The 17,193-nt window shown below is 64.9% G+C and carries 19 protein-coding genes; 4 read left to right on the top strand and 15 right to left on the bottom strand.

The annotated features are described in order from the left end of the window. Nucleotides 1-47: 47 nt before the first annotated feature. Nucleotides 48-416, top strand: a complete 369-nt coding sequence (locus tag ACSVC7_RS09320) for a response regulator (RefSeq protein ID WP_448205510.1) — start codon at nt 48-50, stop codon at nt 414-416. A gap of 63 nt (nt 417-479) precedes the next feature. Here the strand turns inward: ACSVC7_RS09320 and ACSVC7_RS09325 are convergent, their stop codons facing one another. The 3 genes from ACSVC7_RS09325 to folK form a co-directional block, all read right to left on the bottom strand. After that, the gene (locus ACSVC7_RS09325) at nt 480-638 is read right to left on the bottom strand and encodes a hypothetical protein (RefSeq protein ID WP_448205509.1); all 159 of its coding nucleotides are present in this window, start codon (nt 636-638) and stop codon (nt 480-482) included. 206 nt (nt 639-844) lie between these two features. After that, entirely contained in the window at nt 845-1,252 is a 408-nt protein-coding gene (locus ACSVC7_RS09330) for a dihydroneopterin aldolase (RefSeq protein WP_448205508.1), read from the bottom strand. A 148-nt stretch (nt 1,253-1,400) separates the two neighbouring features. Beyond that, on the bottom strand, nt 1,401-1,904 hold the full coding sequence (gene folK / locus ACSVC7_RS09335) for a 2-amino-4-hydroxy-6-hydroxymethyldihydropteridine diphosphokinase (RefSeq protein WP_448205507.1): 504 nt from the start codon (nt 1,902-1,904) through the stop codon (nt 1,401-1,403). Nucleotides 1,905-2,094: 190 nt separating this feature from the next. On the opposite strand from folK, the gene ACSVC7_RS09340 reads away from it, so the two are divergent. The 3 genes from ACSVC7_RS09340 (at nt 2,095) to ACSVC7_RS09350 (ending at nt 3,837) form a co-directional block, all read left to right on the top strand. Then, nucleotides 2,095-2,544, top strand: coding sequence for a hypothetical protein (locus tag ACSVC7_RS09340; protein ID WP_448205506.1), 450 nt, complete (start codon nt 2,095-2,097; stop codon nt 2,542-2,544). A gap of 112 nt (nt 2,545-2,656) precedes the next feature. After that, nucleotides 2,657-3,325 carry an SRPBCC family protein gene (locus ACSVC7_RS09345; protein WP_448205505.1) on the top strand — a complete coding sequence of 223 codons (669 nt, stop codon included), beginning with the start codon at nt 2,657-2,659 and terminating at the stop codon, nt 3,323-3,325. 131 nt (nt 3,326-3,456) lie between these two features. Then, nucleotides 3,457-3,837 carry a c-type cytochrome gene (locus ACSVC7_RS09350; RefSeq protein WP_448205504.1) on the top strand — a complete coding sequence of 127 codons (381 nt, stop codon included), beginning with the start codon at nt 3,457-3,459 and terminating at the stop codon, nt 3,835-3,837. 78 nt (nt 3,838-3,915) lie between these two features. Here the strand turns inward: ACSVC7_RS09350 and pepN are convergent, their stop codons facing one another. The 12 genes from pepN to ACSVC7_RS09410 form a co-directional block, all read right to left on the bottom strand. Beyond that, on the bottom strand, nt 3,916-6,573 hold the full coding sequence (gene pepN / locus ACSVC7_RS09355; RefSeq protein WP_448205503.1) for an aminopeptidase N: 2,658 nt from the start codon (nt 6,571-6,573) through the stop codon (nt 3,916-3,918). Nucleotides 6,574-6,720: 147 nt separating this feature from the next. Next, complete coding sequence (locus ACSVC7_RS09360) at nt 6,721-8,421, bottom strand: right-handed parallel beta-helix repeat-containing protein (RefSeq protein ID WP_448205502.1); 1,701 nt, start codon at nt 8,419-8,421, stop codon at nt 6,721-6,723. A gap of 290 nt (nt 8,422-8,711) precedes the next feature. After that, entirely contained in the window at nt 8,712-9,059 is a 348-nt protein-coding gene (locus tag ACSVC7_RS09365; protein WP_448205501.1) for a HesB/IscA family protein, read from the bottom strand. A gap of 15 nt (nt 9,060-9,074) precedes the next feature. Next, nucleotides 9,075-9,479 carry an iron-sulfur cluster assembly protein gene (locus tag ACSVC7_RS09370; protein WP_448205500.1) on the bottom strand — a complete coding sequence of 135 codons (405 nt, stop codon included), beginning with the start codon at nt 9,477-9,479 and terminating at the stop codon, nt 9,075-9,077. Between the two features lie 57 nt (nt 9,480-9,536). Continuing rightward, nucleotides 9,537-10,004: a Fe-S cluster assembly sulfur transfer protein SufU gene (gene sufU / locus ACSVC7_RS09375; RefSeq protein ID WP_448205499.1), complete on the bottom strand. Its 468-nt coding sequence runs from the start codon at nt 10,002-10,004 to the stop codon at nt 9,537-9,539. Then, a complete protein-coding gene (locus ACSVC7_RS09380) occupies nt 10,001-11,287 on the bottom strand; it encodes a cysteine desulfurase (protein ID WP_448205498.1) in 1,287 nt (428 codons plus the stop codon). Before ACSVC7_RS09380 ends, sufU begins: the two co-directional genes overlap by 4 nt. A gap of 14 nt (nt 11,288-11,301) precedes the next feature. Beyond that, on the bottom strand, nt 11,302-12,651 hold the full coding sequence (gene sufD, locus ACSVC7_RS09385; RefSeq protein ID WP_448205497.1) for a Fe-S cluster assembly protein SufD: 1,350 nt from the start codon (nt 12,649-12,651) through the stop codon (nt 11,302-11,304). A 3-nt stretch (nt 12,652-12,654) separates the two neighbouring features. Continuing rightward, on the bottom strand, nt 12,655-13,407 hold the full coding sequence (sufC, locus tag ACSVC7_RS09390) for a Fe-S cluster assembly ATPase SufC (RefSeq protein ID WP_448205496.1): 753 nt from the start codon (nt 13,405-13,407) through the stop codon (nt 12,655-12,657). 126 nt (nt 13,408-13,533) lie between these two features. Continuing rightward, complete coding sequence (locus ACSVC7_RS09395) at nt 13,534-13,905, bottom strand: GIY-YIG nuclease family protein (RefSeq protein ID WP_483508211.1); 372 nt, start codon at nt 13,903-13,905, stop codon at nt 13,534-13,536. Nucleotides 13,906-13,934: 29 nt separating this feature from the next. Then, nucleotides 13,935-15,422, bottom strand: a complete 1,488-nt coding sequence (gene sufB, locus ACSVC7_RS09400) for a Fe-S cluster assembly protein SufB (RefSeq protein ID WP_448205494.1) — start codon at nt 15,420-15,422, stop codon at nt 13,935-13,937. Between the two features lie 44 nt (nt 15,423-15,466). Beyond that, the gene (locus ACSVC7_RS09405; protein WP_448205493.1) at nt 15,467-15,931 is read right to left on the bottom strand and encodes an SUF system Fe-S cluster assembly regulator; all 465 of its coding nucleotides are present in this window, start codon (nt 15,929-15,931) and stop codon (nt 15,467-15,469) included. A gap of 276 nt (nt 15,932-16,207) precedes the next feature. Further along, nucleotides 16,208-17,152, bottom strand: a complete 945-nt coding sequence (locus tag ACSVC7_RS09410; protein WP_448205492.1) for a hypothetical protein — start codon at nt 17,150-17,152, stop codon at nt 16,208-16,210. Nucleotides 17,153-17,193: the final 41 nt, after the last annotated feature.

Consider the following 17,193-nt stretch of genomic DNA (forward strand, 5'->3'; position numbering starts at 1 on the left):
ATCATGACGATGGCCCCCCAGACAACGGACACGGAAGGAGCGCCGACATGGCCAATGTGCTGATCATCGACGATGACGACATGGTCCGCACCATGCTTCTGCGCACGCTGGCCCGCGGCGGCCATCAGGCCGTCGGCGCAAGGGACGGGGTCGAGGGCGTGGCGGCGTTCCGGGAGAACCCGGCCGACCTTGTCATCACGGACATCTTCATGCCGAATCAGGAAGGGCTGGCGACGATCATGGAGCTTCGCCGCAGCTTTCCCAGCATCAAGATCATCGCGATTTCCGGCGGCGGCGCCCGCGCCTCGCTGGACGTGCTTCCCGTGGCCGAGGCGCTGGGCGCGCAGAAGACGCTGCGCAAACCCTTCACCCCGGCGGAGGTGATGGACGCCGTGCGCGAGGTGCTGGGCGATTGACGCCCAGCCCCCGGTCCCCAGACGGTCAAGTATCTGTGGAGTGTTCGGGCGCCGGAGAGCCGGTCAGGCCGCCATCCTCTCTTCGCGGGCGCGGAGGTTTCGGCGTACCTGCTCAAGGAGCTGATGCAAGCACTCCCGGCTGATGCCGTCGCGCTTCATCAGGGCCACAACGATGGGCTCGTCCAGGATTTCCGACAGGGTCGGATCCTTCTGATGGTCCATGTTTCCCTCCCTGGGCGTTCAGCCGGTCTTGCGCCGGCTTTTTTGAGTGTATGCTGAGGAATAGAATTGCGCAATGATACTGCATTGCGAAATTTCATGTCATTAGCGCTTCCGGCGAATGACGATTCAGCCTACATGCCCCAACATCCCACCCATTGCCTATTCCCTCATGGGGAGTACGCCCAATGTCCTTCGAACGGGTGGGGCTACTCCTCCTCCCGGCGGGTGCGGGTGATGGACACCCCCGCTCCGGCGGTGTCCGGAAGGAGGGAGGGCAGCTCCACGTCCACGCGGACGCGTTGCACCTTCGGGTGGGCAAGGCACAGGTCGGCCGTGCGGTCGGCCAGATAGTCGGGGCCGGGCACCGTTTCCTCCGCGCACAGGCGGCGGAGGTCCTCCACGATGTCCTCGTAGGACATGACGGCGTTGATGTCGTCGGGGAAGCCGTGGCCCGGGTGGCTGACCTTCAGTTCCAGGCTGATGCGCACGGTGGGCCGTCCCTCGCGGCCGGCGACCGAAACGGTCGCGGTGAAGTCCCGAAGCAGGATGGTGTAGGTCGTTGCCGCGCCGGAATCGGTGGAGGCGGCGCGTCGGGAAGCGGTGTCGTTGGCCAAAAACGAGGTCTCCAGGCGGACGGCGGCCTCAACACAGCCCGGAACGGGGCGGCCGCGTCGTCGCTACGCGGAAAGCACTATAGCGCAAGCGCCCGCCTTTGCCACCACGCGGGCGCCTTACCGCTCCCGGCGGTCCGTGAAGGCGTGCTTACACCGTTTCCCGGAGGGTGACGGAGGACGGGACGACGGTTTCCTTGCCGGGCACGGCGTCCAGCAGTTCCGCAATGCTGCGCCCCAGCGCCGGGTGCCGCAGGTCCGCGGCGATGTCGGCCAGCGGGCACAGGACGAAGGCGCGCTCAGCGATGCGCGGGTGGGGGATTTCCAGCTCCGGCGCGTACATGACCAGCTCGCCGTAGAGCAGGATGTCGATGTCCATGGGGCGCGGCCCGAAGCGCAGGCCGCCCTCGGACCGGCCCAGCTCCGACTCGATCCCTTTCACGAAGCGCAGCAGTTCCCACGGGCCGAGCGCGGTCTGGCCGCGCACCGCCATGTTGAGGAAGGCCGGCTGGTCGGTGACGTACATCGGAGCCGTCTCATAAACGGGGGAGGCGCGATCGACGCGAACCCGGGGCGCCAGAAGCCGCTGTGCCGTTTCCAGATTCGCGGCCCGGTCGCCGAGATTGCTGCCGAGGGCGAGATAGACCGTGGTCATCGCATTGCCGTCGCTAGTCGAAACCAAATCGGTGCCTGTCATAGCATGTTCCTTTTGCGCGGCAATCGGCAAAGCGATAGGCTCTGCCAAATTGCCGACCCCAGCTTTTGGTAGCCATCTTTCGGATGGAACCGCAAGGCAACACCGGGGTTTTGCCTGAAGAACAGTCGCGTGTCGGAGGATGGGAATCATGGCGGTCAGGCGTGTGGTGGCGGCCCTGGGCCTTGGGATGGCGGGTTCCCTTCTGGCGTCCTGCGCGACCGGTCCGGACCCGCAGGTGGCCCGGCGCGCCCAGACCGAAATGCTCGGCATGCCCAAGGAGCGGCTGCTGGCCTGCGCCGGGGTGCCCGCACGCCAAGCGGCGGCGAACGGCCGGGAATACTACACCTACGCGGAACGTGGTCCTGACTACATCGGTCCCGGCAGCAGCATCGGCGTGGGCGGCTTCGGCGGCAGCTCCAGCGGCGTCGGGCTCGGCCTCAGCTTCGGCCTGCCGGTGGGTGGCCCCAACGTGCGCACCTGCGAGGTGACCGTCGTCCTGGGGCCGGGCGGCGTGGAGCAGGTGTCCTACCCCGCCAACGCCGATCTGTCCACCTGCACCCCCGTCGTCCAGAACTGCGTCCGCCCCGCGCCGCAGTGACGCCCGAGTGATGCCCCAGTGACGCCGCATTGATGCCGTTCGCCGATTGGGGGCTGTCGAGCATTGCGGCGATGCCGTATCGTCCAGCTCAGGCTTGTGGAGGGACGACGTTATGGACATGAGCGGAAGCCAACGCATCGCAGCACCGCGCGAGACGGTGTGGAAGGCGCTGAACGATCCGGACATCCTGCGCCAGTGCATCCCCGGCTGCGAGGAGGTGCAGAAGGTCTCCGACACCGCCTTCACCGCCAAGGTGGTGGCGAAGGTCGGGCCGGTCAGCGCCAAGTTCTCCGGCAAGGTGGCGCTGTCGGACCTCGACCCGCCGAACGGCTACACCATCACCGGTGAGGGTTCGGGCGGGGCCGCCGGATTCGGCAAGGGCGGCGCCAAGGTGACGTTGGAGCCGGACGGCGACGCCGCCACCGTGCTGACCTACACCGCGCACGCCCAGGTCGGCGGCAAGCTGGCGCAGATCGGCTCCCGCCTCGTGGACGCCACGGCCCGCAAGATGGCGGACGACTTCTTCACCCGGTTCACCGCCGTGGTCGGCGCGCCGGAGCCGGTCGCGGAATCCATCCCAGAGCCCGCCCCCGAATCTGTCATGGTGGCGAAGCCGGCCGTGCGGGAGACGGTGCCTCCGCCGGTGACTCCGGCGGTCGAAACCCCGCCGGAGTTGCCCCTTCCCATCCCGGGGGCGCGGGGGCGTAGCGGACTTTACGTGCCCTGGGCGGCGTTGATCGCCGTCGCCGTTCTCGTCGGCGTCCTGGCCTGGATGAAATAACCCGTATTTGGTGTTTATCGTAACGGCGCGACACCTTGGGGGGTTGGCCTCGACCCCAGAATGTGTATGCTGCCGCACGATCACGCCGGCACCCCGTTTGCGCCGGCCCTATCCGGAAGGGAAGCCAACCAATGAAGAAGCATCTCCTGGGCGCCGCTCTGATCGCTGGCATCGCCATGGGCTCTGGCGCCGCGCTGGCGGCCGACGCCGCGGCCGGCAAGGACGTTTTCAAGGTCTGCATGGCCTGCCACACCGCCGAGCAGGGCAAGAACAAGGTCGGCCCGTCGCTGTTCGGCGTCGTCGGCCGCCCGGCCGCGTCCATCGATGGCTTCAAGTACTCCGCTCCGATGAAGGAGAAGGCCGCCGGCGGCCTCGTCTGGACGCCGGAGACCCTGAAGGCCTACATCACCGCCCCGAAGGAAATCGTCCCGGGCGGCTCGATGGCCTTCGCCGGCCTGAAGGAGCCGGAAAAGGTCGACAACCTGATCGCCTTCCTGAGCGAGCAGAAGTAAGCATCGCGCTGATCACCGCCGCGAAGCGCCGGGCCGGAGGGCAACCTCCGGCCCGGTTTCGTTTTTAGCTTTTCGTTTTCAGCCGGCGGCCTCCAGGCTCTTGCTCGCCACCTCGAACACGTCGGGGGACAGGCCGGGGGTGGCGACAATCCGCTCCAACTCCGCGCGCATCAGGGCGCGGCGCTTTCCGTCGTAGCGGCGCAGGCGCGAGAACGGCCCCATCAGCCGCGCGGCCACCTGCGGGTTCATCGGGTCGATCCGCAGCACCTGATCGGCCAGGAAGCGGTAGCCGGCCCCGCCCGCGTCGTGGAAGCGCACCGGGTTGCCGCCGGCGAAGCCGCCGATCAGCGCGTAGACCTTGTTCGGGTTGCGGATCTCGAAGGCCGGGTGGGACAGCAGGGCGGTGACGCGCTCCAGCGTGTCCGGCCGGTGGGAGGTCGCCTGGACGCCGAACCACTTGTCCACGACCAGCGGCTCGCCCTTCCAGCGCTCGTAGAAGCCGGCGACGGCCTGCTCCCGCTCCGGCGCGTCGGCGTTGCTGAGGAACTGGAGCGCCGCCATCACGTCGGTCATCGCCTGCGCGCCGTGGTATTGGCCGAGGCAGAGGCCCAGCGCCTCCTCGTCCTCCAGCGCCATCAGGTAGGCGAGGCACAGGTTCTTCAGCGCCCGCCGGCCAATGGCCGCCGCATCCACCGAGAAGGGCTCGTTGCCGGCGTTGCGGCGGTATGTGGCGAGCCAGTCGGCACGGAGGTCCTGCGCCAGCCGGCGCCGGGCGAACTCGCGCGCGGCGTGGATGGCGTCGGGGTCGATCACCTCCATTTGCGTGCCGAGATAGCCCTCGGTCGGCAACACCAACGCCTGGGCGGCGAAAGCCGGATCCGTGTCGGCGTCCTTCAGCACGGCGCCCACCGCCTCGACGAAGCTCCCCGGCAGGGCTAGCTCGCGGCCGGCCTGATGGTCGGCGACCAGCGACAGCAGCAGGCGCGTGGCGAGGATCTGCCCGGCCTCCCACCGGTTGAAGGCGTCGCTGTCGTTGGCCATCAGGAAGGTCAGGTCGGCGTCCGACAGGTCGGCGCGAAGCTTCACCGGGGCGGAGAAGCCGCGCAGCAGCGACGGCACCGGGCGGGCCGGGACGTCGACGAATTCGAAGGTCTGTTCCGCGTCCCTGACGTGCAGGGTGCGGCTGGTGTCGGCCGGCGCGTCCTCGCCCTTCAGGCGCAGAGGCAGGTCCCGGCCGTCGGGGCCGAGCAGGCCCAGGAGGAGCGGGATGTGCATCGGCTCCTTGTTTGGCTGGCCGGGGGTGGGCGGCACGGTCTGTTTGACGGTCAGCCGGTAGGTCCTGGCCGCCGCGTCATAGGCTCCGGTCACGTCCAGCTCCGGCGTGCCGGCCTGCCGGTACCAGCGCTTGAACTGGGTGAGGTCCACGCCGCTGGCGTCGCTCATCGCCGCGGCGAAGTCGTCGCAGGTCACCGCCTGCCCGTCGTGGCGCTGGAAATAGAGGTCCATGCCCTTGCGGAAGCCTTGCGGCCCCAGCAGCGTGTGCATCATGCGGATGACTTCCGACCCCTTGTCGTAGACGGTCGGGGTGTAGAAGTTGTTGATCTCCACATAGCTGTCCGGGCGCACGGGATGCGCCATGGCGCCGGAATCCTCCGGGAACTGCACGGTGCGCAGCCGCTGAACGTCGGCAATGCGCTTCACCGCGCGGGAGTTCATGTCGCTGGAGAATTCCTGGTCGCGGAAGACGGTCAGTCCTTCCTTCAGCGACAGCTGGAACCAGTCGCGGCAAGTGACGCGGTTGCCGGTCCAGTTGTGGAAATACTCGTGCGCCACCACGGCCTCGATGCCCAGGAAATCCTGGTCGGTGGCGGTCTCCGGCTTCGCCAGAATGTACTTGGTGTTGAAGACGTTGAGCGACTTGTTCTCCATCGCCCCCATGTTGAAGTCGCCCACCGCGACGATGTTGAAGATGTCCAGGTCGTATTCCAGACCGAACACCTCCTCGTCCCAGCGCATCGACTTGATGAGCGAGCGCATGGCGTGGTCGACCTTGTCCTCGTTCCCCGGCTCCACATAGATGCGCAGCGTCACGTCGCGGCCGGACATGCTGCGGAAGTGGTCTTCCTTGTGCCGCAGGTTGCCGGCGACCAGCGCGAACAGGTAGCAGGGCTTGGGGTAGGGGTCCTCCCACACCGCGCGGTGGCGACCGTCAGGAAGGTCGCCGGACTCCACGAGGTTGCCGTTGGACAGCAGCACCGGATAGCGCGCCTTGTCCGCCGTGATCGTGGTGGTGTAGCGCGCCATCACGTCCGGACGGTCGGCGAAATAGGTGATCTTGCGGAAGCCTTCCGCCTCGCACTGCGAGCAGAAGTTGCCGGAGGACTTGTACAGTCCCTCCAGCGCCGTGTTCTCCTGCGGCTTGATGCGGACGACCGTTTCCAGCGTGAAGGCGTCGGGGACGCTGTGGACGGTCAAATGATCCGGCGTGACGGTGTAGGCGTCGCCGGTCAGCGCCTTGCCGTCGAGCGCGACGGAGACCAGATCGAGCCTCTGCCCGTCCAGCGTCAACGGTTCATTCGCCGCGTCGTCGCGCGCCGGATTGCGCCGGATGCCGAGCACCGCGCGCACCGTCGTAACCTCCTCCCCGAGGTCGAAATGCAGATCGACCGTGTCGATCAGGTGTGCCGGCGGGCGGTAGTCCTGGAGGCGAATGGCCTTGGGCGTGCCTTTGTCCATGGTGCCTTATCTCTGGTGGATTCTCCGGAGCTGTCTATAAGGGTGGCGCTAAGGAACACCGATGGCAAGTCCAAATGGGTTGCCGTGGTTGCGGGGCACCAATTGGCTGTTTGTGCCTTTATCAAAGGCATCGTTATGAAAAACTGCTTATTCTTCCTTGTTGCGGATCCATATGAATCCGTTTGTCTTGTAGTCTCCAGCCTTCTTTTCGCCGTTTATTTCCTTCGCGCCGGATTTGTTTTTCGAAAGAATGTTGTCGGTTCCAGACCCGCGGCACCGAAAGTGGAGGCTTATGCCAAAACCTATATTTCTGGATATGGTGCTGCCCGTTATGTCGCAATAAGCGCCGATGTACACTACGACACCGCACTTTCCGTTCTGCAATATCTGTGAGTTTTTGATATTGGCGCCGCTTTGCGCGTGAACGATAATGCCATTCCCGCCGTTGTCGCTGACCCTACAGTTCATGATGATCGGCTGAGCGCCATGCTTGACGAAGATGCCGTCCTTTTCCGATTTGGAAATCTGGGTTTTGTTGAGTTCGATCCTGTTCGCCCCATCGACGATGATGTTTGCCCTGTTCGCCCTGGTGTAGACGCCTCCCAGCGTCCGGACCGACGCGTTCCGGCCTGCGTAAAGGCAATAGCTTCCACCGACAACAAGGCATTCCTGAAGATACAGCTCGCAATCCTCGACCAATATGCAAGAGCTTTTCACTTCATCGTTGTAGTGAGTGTTGCTGTGTTTTATGATAATGTTCTTGATTTTGATAAAGCTGTTAACCCGCTTGACGTCGCTTATGTAGGGCAGGCAGCGGATCGGCGAGCGACCGTTGATAACCAGTTCAGCCTTTGGCGCTTCGGCGTCGTTCATGTTGCAGTCGCCAACGATGCTGATCGACTTGTTGATGATTGCAGGAGCGTCGTACACGCCTGGTTTTACAATGATGATGCTTTCGTCATCGGCTTTTCGGACCGCTTCTTCGATGCTTCGGAAGTCGCCGCTTCCATCCTTTGCGACCACGATCTTCTTTCGGCGCTTGATGAAGACAAAATTTTCCTCGTAGTCTCGCGCGCCAATACCGGAAGCTTTCTCGGAAGTGGAGAAATCGGTGCTGGCTGGATAGTCGTAGGAACCATTCCAGCTGGAAGAGAAATAAGAATGGCCTTGCCCGAGCGCCGCATCGGAATCGTAAGGCGTTGGATAGTGCGCTACGGGTGCAGGATCATGGAATGGAGAAGGAATGCTGCTGAACGGGTTCAACTGGGCGCTCTGATTGTAGGTGTGAGCCGGCGCATATTGGCCGCCGTAGTCGATCGTTTGCGGCAGTTGCTGCGACTGCCGCATCTCGTTCAGGACAACGGACTCATTGTGCACACGCGTGAACGACGCGTCCGCAAACCGTTCGACGTTTTGCGTCGGATCGCCAATAATCTGCTCCAGAACTGATATGCTGCTGTAAAGCCTTATGATGTTCAGGATGGTTTCCATATGGTTTGGAAACATCCTCAGGATCGACGTATCGACATGCTCTATGCCGATGGCGCATACAGTCCGGATACCCGGTGTTTTCGCCTGGGCAGCGAGCGCAATTTCGATTTCTTCAATAAAGTCCTTCTTTGTAACGAGTGTTTTGGATAGCAATGGAACATATAGGAAATCGCCGCTTTTTAATTGCAGCCCTTTAAAGTCACAGACTTGCGTCTGGGTTGAAGAGTCGTGAAAATACAGCGTCTCTATTTGGTCGGATTGGCGGAGTTGGCGGAAAAAGCTATCAACAAATTCCTGAAAAGGGAGGGTCGGATTTTTGTATCCTGCGGCATCATATCGAACAAAAATGGTCGTCATCGAAGATCTACCCGCAAGAGGTGTATTTCAGACTTCCATCAGAATATATTAAATAGCCATATATTTATAAGGGAAATTTGAACGGAAAACAGTGTGCCGCCTGCCATGCGTGACGTTGCAGCCCAATGAATGCGTTCGCCTGCCGAGGCAACAGCCTTGCCCGCTGCAAACGGTCTCTCGGTGACGCGCAAAGTCAAAAGCCCTTCTCTCTCACGGAGGAAGGGCCTTGAGGTTGAGTACGGGACAAATGGCCGGAGGCGGTTAGGGCGGTCGGCCGCCCAACCGAACGCTCACACGTGGAAGCTCTCGCCGCAGCCGCAGCGGCCCTTTTCGTTCGGATTCCGAAAGACGAAGCCCGTCTGGAACTTGTCGTCCACGTAATCCATCTCGCTGCCGATCAGGAACATCACGGCGGCGGGGTCGATCAGGATGGTGACGCCCTTGTCTTCCACCACCTCGTCGAACTTCATCCGGTCCTTGGCGTACTGCACGTCGTAGCTGAGGCCGGAGCAGCCGCGCGCTTTCACGCCGATGCGCAGGCCGATGATGTCCTCCGTCGCCTTGGACATCAGCGCCTTCACGCGCTCGGCGGCGGCGTCGGTGATGGTCAGGGCCTTGGGGGGCGCAAGGGTGGCCATGGGGTCTTTGCCTCCTCAGAACATGTCCAGCTGGATCCGGGCGACCTCGGACATCATGTCCTGGCGCCAGGGCGGATCCCACACAAGCTCGACCTTACATGTGGCGACGTCCTCGACGGACTCAACCGCCTGCTGCACCTGCAACGGCAATTCGCCGGCCACGGGGCACATCGGGCTGGTCAGGGTCATGTCGACCTGGACGTTGTTGCCCTCGTCGATATCGACGCGGTAGATCAGGCCCAGTTCCCAGATGTCCACGGGAATTTCCGGGTCGTAGCAGGTCTTGATCGCGCCCACGACGTTGTCCATCAGCACGGCGCGAGGGTCGTAGGCGGCCTTGGCCGCGGCCATGTCGGCCTCGGTCTGGTTCATGGGGCGGGGGTCCGTCCCGGCTTCGTTGGTCATCGCGTCTTCAGACATCGCGGGTCACCGTCTCGGAAAACTGTTCGCTGAACGCCCTGGCTATTCGCGCCCAATCTATTCGCTGGACGCCTTGTCCTCACCCTCGATGGCGGCGTTCATCGCGTGCCAGGCCAGGGTGGCGCACTTCACGCGCACCGGGAACTGACGGACGCCCGACAGCACCATCAGCTTCTCCAGGGCTTCCTCGTCCACGGGGCCGTGGTCGCCGTGGTCGTGGTCCTCCTTGGTGCAGAGGTCGTGGAAGGTCTCGAACAGGGCCTTGGCCTCCTGCTCGGTCTTGCCCTTCACGACTTCCGTCATCATGGAGGCGCTGGCCGTGGAGATGGCGCAGCCGCGGCCCTGGAAGGCCACGTCCTCCACCACCCCGTCCTTCAGCTTCAGGTAGACCATGAAGCGGTCGCCGCACATGGGGTTCTCGCCCTTGGCCTCCCGGTTGGCATCGTCGGGATGCCGGAAGTTCCGGGGGTTCTTGCCGTGGTCCAGGATGACTTCCTGGTACAGCTCGCGCAGCTCGTCCATCATGCTCCGAAGAACTCCTTCACCGCGATCACCGAAGAGACCAGAGCGTCGGCCTCGGCGCGCGTGTTGTAAAGGGCGAAGCTGGCCCGCGCGGTGGCGCCGACGCCGAAACGCTCCATCAGCGGCTCGGCGCAGTGGCGCCCCACCCGCACGGCCACGCCGTACTGGTCCACAATGGTGCCGAGATCGTGCGGGTGCACGCCGTCCAGCGTGAAGGAGATGATCGGACCCTTGCCCGGCGCCGTGCCGACGATGCGCAGGCCGTCGATCTGCGACAATTGCTGCGTGGCGTACTGGAGCAGGTCGTTCTCGTGCGCCTGGATGGCCTCGCGTCCGATCGCCTCGACATAGTCGATGGCGGCACCCAGGCCGATGACCTCGGTGATGGGCGGGGTGCCCGGCTCGAACCGCATGGGCGGGGCCTTGAAGGTGGTGCCTTCGAAGCTGACCGCCTCGATCATGTCGCCGCCGCCCTGGTAGGGGGGCATGGTCTTCAGGATGTCGTACTTGCCGTACAGCACGCCGATGCCGGTCGGGCCGTAGAGCTTGTGGCCGGTGAAGACGTAGAAGTCGGCGTCGATGTCCTGCACGTCCACGGGGCCGTGCACCACCGCCTGGCTGCCGTCGAACAGCACGGGGATGCCGCGCTCGTGCGCCAGCCGGGCGATGGTCTTGGCCGGGTTCACCGTGCCCAGCACGTTGGAGCAGTGGGTGATCGCCACCAGCTTCGTGCGGTCGGACAGCAGGCCGGCGTAGGCGTCCAGGTCCAGCACGCCATGCTCGTCCACCGGCACGACCTTCAGCCGGATGCCCTTGTCCGTCTGGAGCAGCTGCCACGGCACGATGTTGGCGTGGTGCTCCATGACGGAGACGATCACCTCGTCGCCTTCCGACAGGCAGGTGCGGCCGTAGCTGGCGGCCACGAGGTTGATGGACTCCGTCGCGTTGCGGGTGAAGACGATGTTGCGTTCCGACGGCGCGTTCAGGAAACGCGCGACCTTGACGCGCGCCGCCTCGAACTGGTCGGTGGCGGTCTGCGACAGGAAATGAACGCCGCGGTGGATGTTGGAATAGTCCTCCTCCAGGAAGCGCGTCATGGCCTGGATGACCTGACGCGGCTTCTGCGCGGAGGCGGCGCTGTCCAGATAGACCAGCGGCTTGCCGGGCTTGCCCTTGCGCTCGTGCACGGTGCGCGACAGCACGGGGAAGTCGGCGCGGATGCGCTCGACATCGAAGTCCGCAGGAGCGAAGCCGGTCCGGGTGTTGTCCACGATTTGGGTGTCCATGTCCGGTTCCCTTCTCAGCGCGCGTTCTGCCAGGCGGAGATGTAACCCTGGAAGGCTTCGCGGACGCTCTCCTCGGGGATTTCGTCCAGGGCCTCGGCCAGGAAGGCGCCGATCAGCAGGCCGCGCGCGGTCTCCTTGTCGATGCCGCGGGCGCGCAGGTAGAACAGCGCCTCGTCGTCCAGCTCGCCTGCGGTGGCGCCGTGGCTGCACTTCACGTCGTCGGCGTAGATCTCCAGCTCCGGCTTGGCGTCGATCTCGGCCGTGTCGGAGAGCAGGAGCGCCCGGTTCTGCTGGTAGCCGTCCGTCTTCTGCGCGCCGGGGCGCACGATGATCTTGCCCTGGAAGACGGCGCGGGCGCGGTCGTCGATCACGCCCTTGTAGACCTCGCGGCTGGTGCAGCAGGGCGTGGCGTGGTCGATGAAGGTGGTGGTGTCCACATGCTGGTCGCCGCGCACCATGTAGGCGCCGCTGACGTGCGTGTCGCCATGCTCGCCGTCCAGGACGCTGTTCACCTCGTTGCGCGACAGCTTCGCCCCCATGGTCAGGATGAAGTTGTCGTAGACGCCATGGCCGGCGACCTTCGCCGCGGTGTGCGACAGGTGGATGGCGTCCGCGTGCTCCCGCTGGATCTTGTAGTGGTGGACCGACGCGCCTTCGCCGACGAACACCTCAGTGACGCCGTTGGACAGGGTGACGCCCGTGCCGAGCCCGACATGGTGTTCCACGATCACGGCGCGGGCCTTCGCCTCCGCCACGATCAGCGTGCGCGGGTGGAAGGAGGTCGGGTGCGCGTCGGAGCCGACGGAGACGAAGACCAGCTCGACGGGCTCCGCCACCTCCACGCCCTGCGGGACGTGCAGCACCGGACCGTCCGCCAGGAAGGCGGTGTTCAGCGCGACCAGCGGCCGGTCGTCCGGGGCGGCGAGGCGGCTCAGATGCTCACCCACCAGATCCGGCTTGCGGGCCAGCGCGTCGGCGAGGTTCAGCAACTCCACCCCCGCCGGCAGCCCGTCGGTGGAGGACAGCTCCGCCCGGAAGCGCCCGTCCACGAAGACGAGGCGCGGGCCGGACGTTCCCTCCGCCCGCACGGTCGGCAGCAGGTCGAAGCGCACCCCCGTCTCGGCCGCGACGGCCGGCTGGAAGGCCAGCTTGTCCAGCGCGCGCAGGTTGGTGTAGCGCCAGGACTCGTTCTTCACGGTCGGGAAGCCCAGCTCCGCGAAGCGGGCTCGCCCCTGGTCGCGCAGGTCGCGCACCCAGGACAGGGAACCGCCGGGCAGGTTCGCCTTCACCCGGTCGAACTGCTCCAGGAAGGGCTTGGCCGTCGCCGGATCGAAGCCGCGGGGGGCAGGGGAGGTCGTCGCCATGGCTCAGGCAGCCTCGTTCACGCCGAACTCGGCGTAGCCGTTCTTCTCCAGCTCCAGCGCCAGTTCCTTGCCGCCGGACCGCTGGATCTTGCCGAAGGCCAGAACGTGCACGTAGTCCGGCACGATGTAGTCCAGCAGGCGCTGGTAGTGGGTGATGACCAGCATCGCGCGCTCCGGCGAGCGCAGCGCGTTCACGCCCTCCGCCACGATCTTCAGCGCGTCGATGTCCAGGCCGCTGTCCGTCTCGTCGAGGATGGCGAACTTCGGCTGGAGGACAGCCATCTGGAGCGTCTCGTTGCGCTTCTTCTCACCGCCGGAGAAGCCGACGTTGACCGCGCGCTTCAGCATCTCGTCGGTCATGCCGAGAGCCTTGGTCTTCTCGCGGATCAGCTTCAGGAACTGCATCGCGTCCAGCTCGGACTCGCCGCGCCGCTTGCGCATGGAGTTGAGCGCCGACTTCAGGAAGGTGGTGTTGGCGACGCCGGGGATCTCGACCGGGTACTGGAAGGCCAGGAAGACGCCGGCGGCGGCGCGCTCCTCCGGCTCCATCGCCAGCAGGTCCTGGCCGAAGTAGTTCACGGAGCCCTTGGTGATCTCGTAGCCGTTGCGGCCGGCCAGCACGTAGCTGAGCGTGCTCTTGCCCGAGCCGTTCGGCCCCATGATGGCGTGCACCTCGCCCGGACGGATCGTCAGGTCGATGCCCTTCAGGATCTCCTTGCCGTCCACCGAAGCGTGCAGGTTCTTGATTTCGATCATCGTGTCCGTTCCTTCGCAACCGCATCGGCCCGTGTGGCGGAGTGCCCTGGATCCCCGCCTTCGCGGGGATGACGGGAAATACATCCACTTCCCATCGTCATCCCCGCGCAGGCGGGGATCCAGAACTCAGCAATTCAGCAACTCCGTCAGATCGCGCCAGTTGGGATTGTCCTTTTCGATCAGTTTCAGCTTCCAGTCCCGATTCCACCGTTTGAGCCGCTTCTCCCGCCGGATCGCGTTTTCGGCATCGTCGTAGACCTCATAATAAACCAGCGTTTTGATACCGTACTCGCTCGTGAAGCCTGGAACGGCTCCGGACTTGTGCTCATCGATCCGTCGGGCGAGGTTCGACGTCATTCCCACATACAGCGTGCCGTTGCGCCGGCTGGCGAGGATATAGACGTAGAACCTCTTTTCCATTCCCTTGCTCGTTGCGGTGCCCTGGATCCCCGCCTTCGCGGGGATGACGGTGAATAAGCCTTTTGTTTTCCACGTCATCCCCGCGAAGGCGGGGATCCAGAAACGCCTTACCCGACGCTGCCTTCCAGGCTGATGCCGACGAGCTTCTGGGCTTCCACGGCGAATTCCATGGGCAGCTCCTTCAGCACTTCCTTGCAGAAGCCGTTGACGATCAGCGATACGGCGTCCTCTTCCGACAGGCCGCGCTGGCGGCAGTAGAAGAGCTGGTCCTCGCTGATCTTCGCGGTCGTCGCCTCGTGCTCGATGCGGGCGGTGCGGTTGCGGCTCTCGATGTAGGGCACCGTGTGGGCGCCGCACTGGTCGCCGATCAGCAGGCTGTCGCACTGGGTGTGGTTGCGCGCACCCTCGGCCTTCGGCAGGATCTTCACAAGGCCGCGATAGGTCTGCTGCGCCTTGCCGGCCGAGATGCCCTTCGACACGATGGTCGAGCGGGTGTTCTTGCCGATGTGGATCATCTTGGTGCCGGTGTCGGCCTGCTGGTGGTTGTTGGTGATGGCCACCGAGTAGAACTCACCCACCGAGTTGTCGCCCTGGAGGATGCAGCTCGGGTACTTCCAGGTGATGGCGGAGCCGGTCTCCACCTGCGTCCAGGAAATCTTGGAGTTGCGGCCGCGGCAGGCGCCGCGCTTCGTCACGAAGTTGTAGATGCCGCCGACACCCTCCTCGTTGCCCGGATACCAGTTCTGGACCGTCGAGTACTTGATCTGCGCGTCGTCCAGCGCCACCAGCTCGACCACGGCGGCGTGCAGCTGGTTCTCGTCGCGCTTGGGCGCCGTGCAGCCTTCCAGATAGCTGACGTAGCTGCCGGCATCAGCGATGATCAACGTCCGCTCGAACTGGCCGGTGTTGGCCTGATTGATGCGGAAATAGGTGGACAGCTCCATCGGGCAGCGCACGCCCTTCGGGATGTAGACGAAGCTGCCGTCCGTGAAGACCGCCGAGTTCAGCGTGGCGTAGAAGTTGTCGGTGTAGGGAACGACGGAGCCCAGATACTGCTGCACCAGCTCCGGACACTTGTGCACGGCTTCGGAGATGGCACAGAAGATGATGCCCATCTCCTCCAGCTTGGCCTTGAAGGTGGTCGCCACCGACACGCTGTCGAAGACGGCGTCCACGGCGATGGCCGGGCTCTTGTTTTCCGAACCCTCGACGCCGGCCAGGATCTCCTGCTCGCGGAGCGGAATGCCCAGCTTCTCGTAGGTCTTCAGCAACTCCGGATCGACCTCGTCCAGCGACTTCGGCTTCGCCTTCATCTTGGGCGCGGCGTAGTAGTGCGCATCCTGATAGTCGATCGGCGGGAAGGACAGCTTCGGCCACCAGCGCGGCTCCTCCATCTCCTGCCAGGCGCGGAACGCCTTCAGGCGCCATTCGAGAAGCCATTCCGGCTCCTCCTTCTTGGCGGAGATGAAGCGGACGATGTCCTCGTTCAGGCCCTTCGGTGCGACGTCGGATTCGATGTCCGTCGTGAAGCCGTACTTGTACTTCTGCTCCGTGACGGCGCGGACCTGATCGACGGTTTCGGTCGTGGCGGCCATGCTCTTTCCCGTTCCCTAAAAGCGTTACCAGTGTGCGCCGAACGTCAGACGGCGCGCCGTGTCGGTGCGGAGTCGTCCCCAATGAAGCCGGTTTCGGCCCAACCGGGCGGCCCCATCATGTCGGCCAGCGTGACTTGCTCCAGCGCGCCACGAATGGCGCGGTTGACCTTTTCCCAACCGCCCTTCATCGGGCACAGCCGTTCCACCCCGCATTGGGTGTCGGCGCCCTCCACGCAGGCGGTCAGGGCGATCGGGCCGTCGAGGGCCGTGATGATTTCGGCGATGGAGATTGCATCCGCGGTGCGGCTCAGCGCATAACCACCGGCGGCACCACGGTGCGAGGTCGTCAGGCCAGCCGGAGTCAGCGCCTTCATCAGCTTGGCGACGGTGGGGGCGGGCACGCCGGTGCGCTCGGCCAAGTGGGTGACGGTGTGCACCGTGCCCACATGGCGCGCCATCTCGCTCAGGACGACGATGGCGTAGTCGGTCAGCTTGCTCAGCCGGATCATGGACGCCCCAATACAGGACTAAATTAGTCCCGATTAAGTGGCCATGCCGCGACGGTTGTCAAGCGGAACCATGACGGGAATCCCCACGGAAAACACTCAGGTATATTAATGGCAGGGGTGCGCGGCGCGCACTGCGGCGATCTGTCGCGGTCCGGGCTCGTTCTCGCGCAAAAACCCCAATCGGAATAAGAAAATAGCGGCCCCGCCAAATGGCGCGGGACCGCTGAAGTCGAGCGTGGACCTTGAAGGGACTTCAAAAACGCGGAAGCCGCTGGATCACGCCGGCTTGTTCACCTCCTCGCGTGCCGCCGCGCTGGCGGCGGTGACGGCGTCGCCCACCTCGTCCTTGGCCGCTTCGACGGCGGCGCGGGCGGCGCGGGTGCCGCGGTCCATGGCCTCCTGGGCCAGTTCCTTGGCGCGGTTGGTGGCCTCGTCGGCGTAGTCGCCGATCCAGCGGTTCTCATAGCTGGTCGATGGGATGCTGGCGCCGAGCGCCGCCCCCAGCGCCACGCCCATGACGCCGGCCACCAGCGGGTGTTCGTCCACCATGTCCCACAGGCGGCTCGTCGCGCTGTGCAGGCGCTCCGTGGACATCATGCTGCGACCGTGGCCGCCGTCGCCCTGCATGTGCGATTGCGAACGGCCGCCGCCGTAGGCGCGGTTGCCGCCGGTCATGCTGCCGCCCATGCCGCGGACACTGTCCGTGGCGCTTTCCACCGCGTCGCTGGCGCGGTCGTAGGCACCGCTGACGGCATCGCTGGCACGGTCGTAAGCGCTGCTGGCCGCGTCGCTGGCACGGTCGTATGCACTGCTGGCCGCATCACGCACGCTGCCGCTGGCGCTGTAGAAGGTGTCGCGGGCGTATTGCGCGGCGCTGCCGGCGCGGTCGCGCACGGAGTGCATCGTGCCGCTGCGGGCGATGCGGCGGTCGTAGCCGCTGCCGGACAGGGCCAGCCAGCCCAATCCCAGCCCGATCAGGGCGAGCGGGACGGGGTTGTCGCGCACCGTGTCGGTGACCGAGGAGGTCCAGCCGCGCGACTGGCCGCCCCGGTAGGAGCCGCCCTCGTGGTGGCGCTGGTCGCGCCCGCCGCTGGTCGTGTTGTGCATCCGATTCATGGTTTGCTCCATCAAATGCCGGGGGGCGAGCCGCGCGGCCTTCTTCCGCAGCGCGCCGATCGTTTCGTCGATCCGCGTCTGGCTTTCGCGGATGTCCCGTTGCATCGCGTCATAATCGCGGGTGCGGTCCTCGCCGGACCGGTCCC

The organism is Azospirillum mesophilum, from assembly GCF_053470405.2.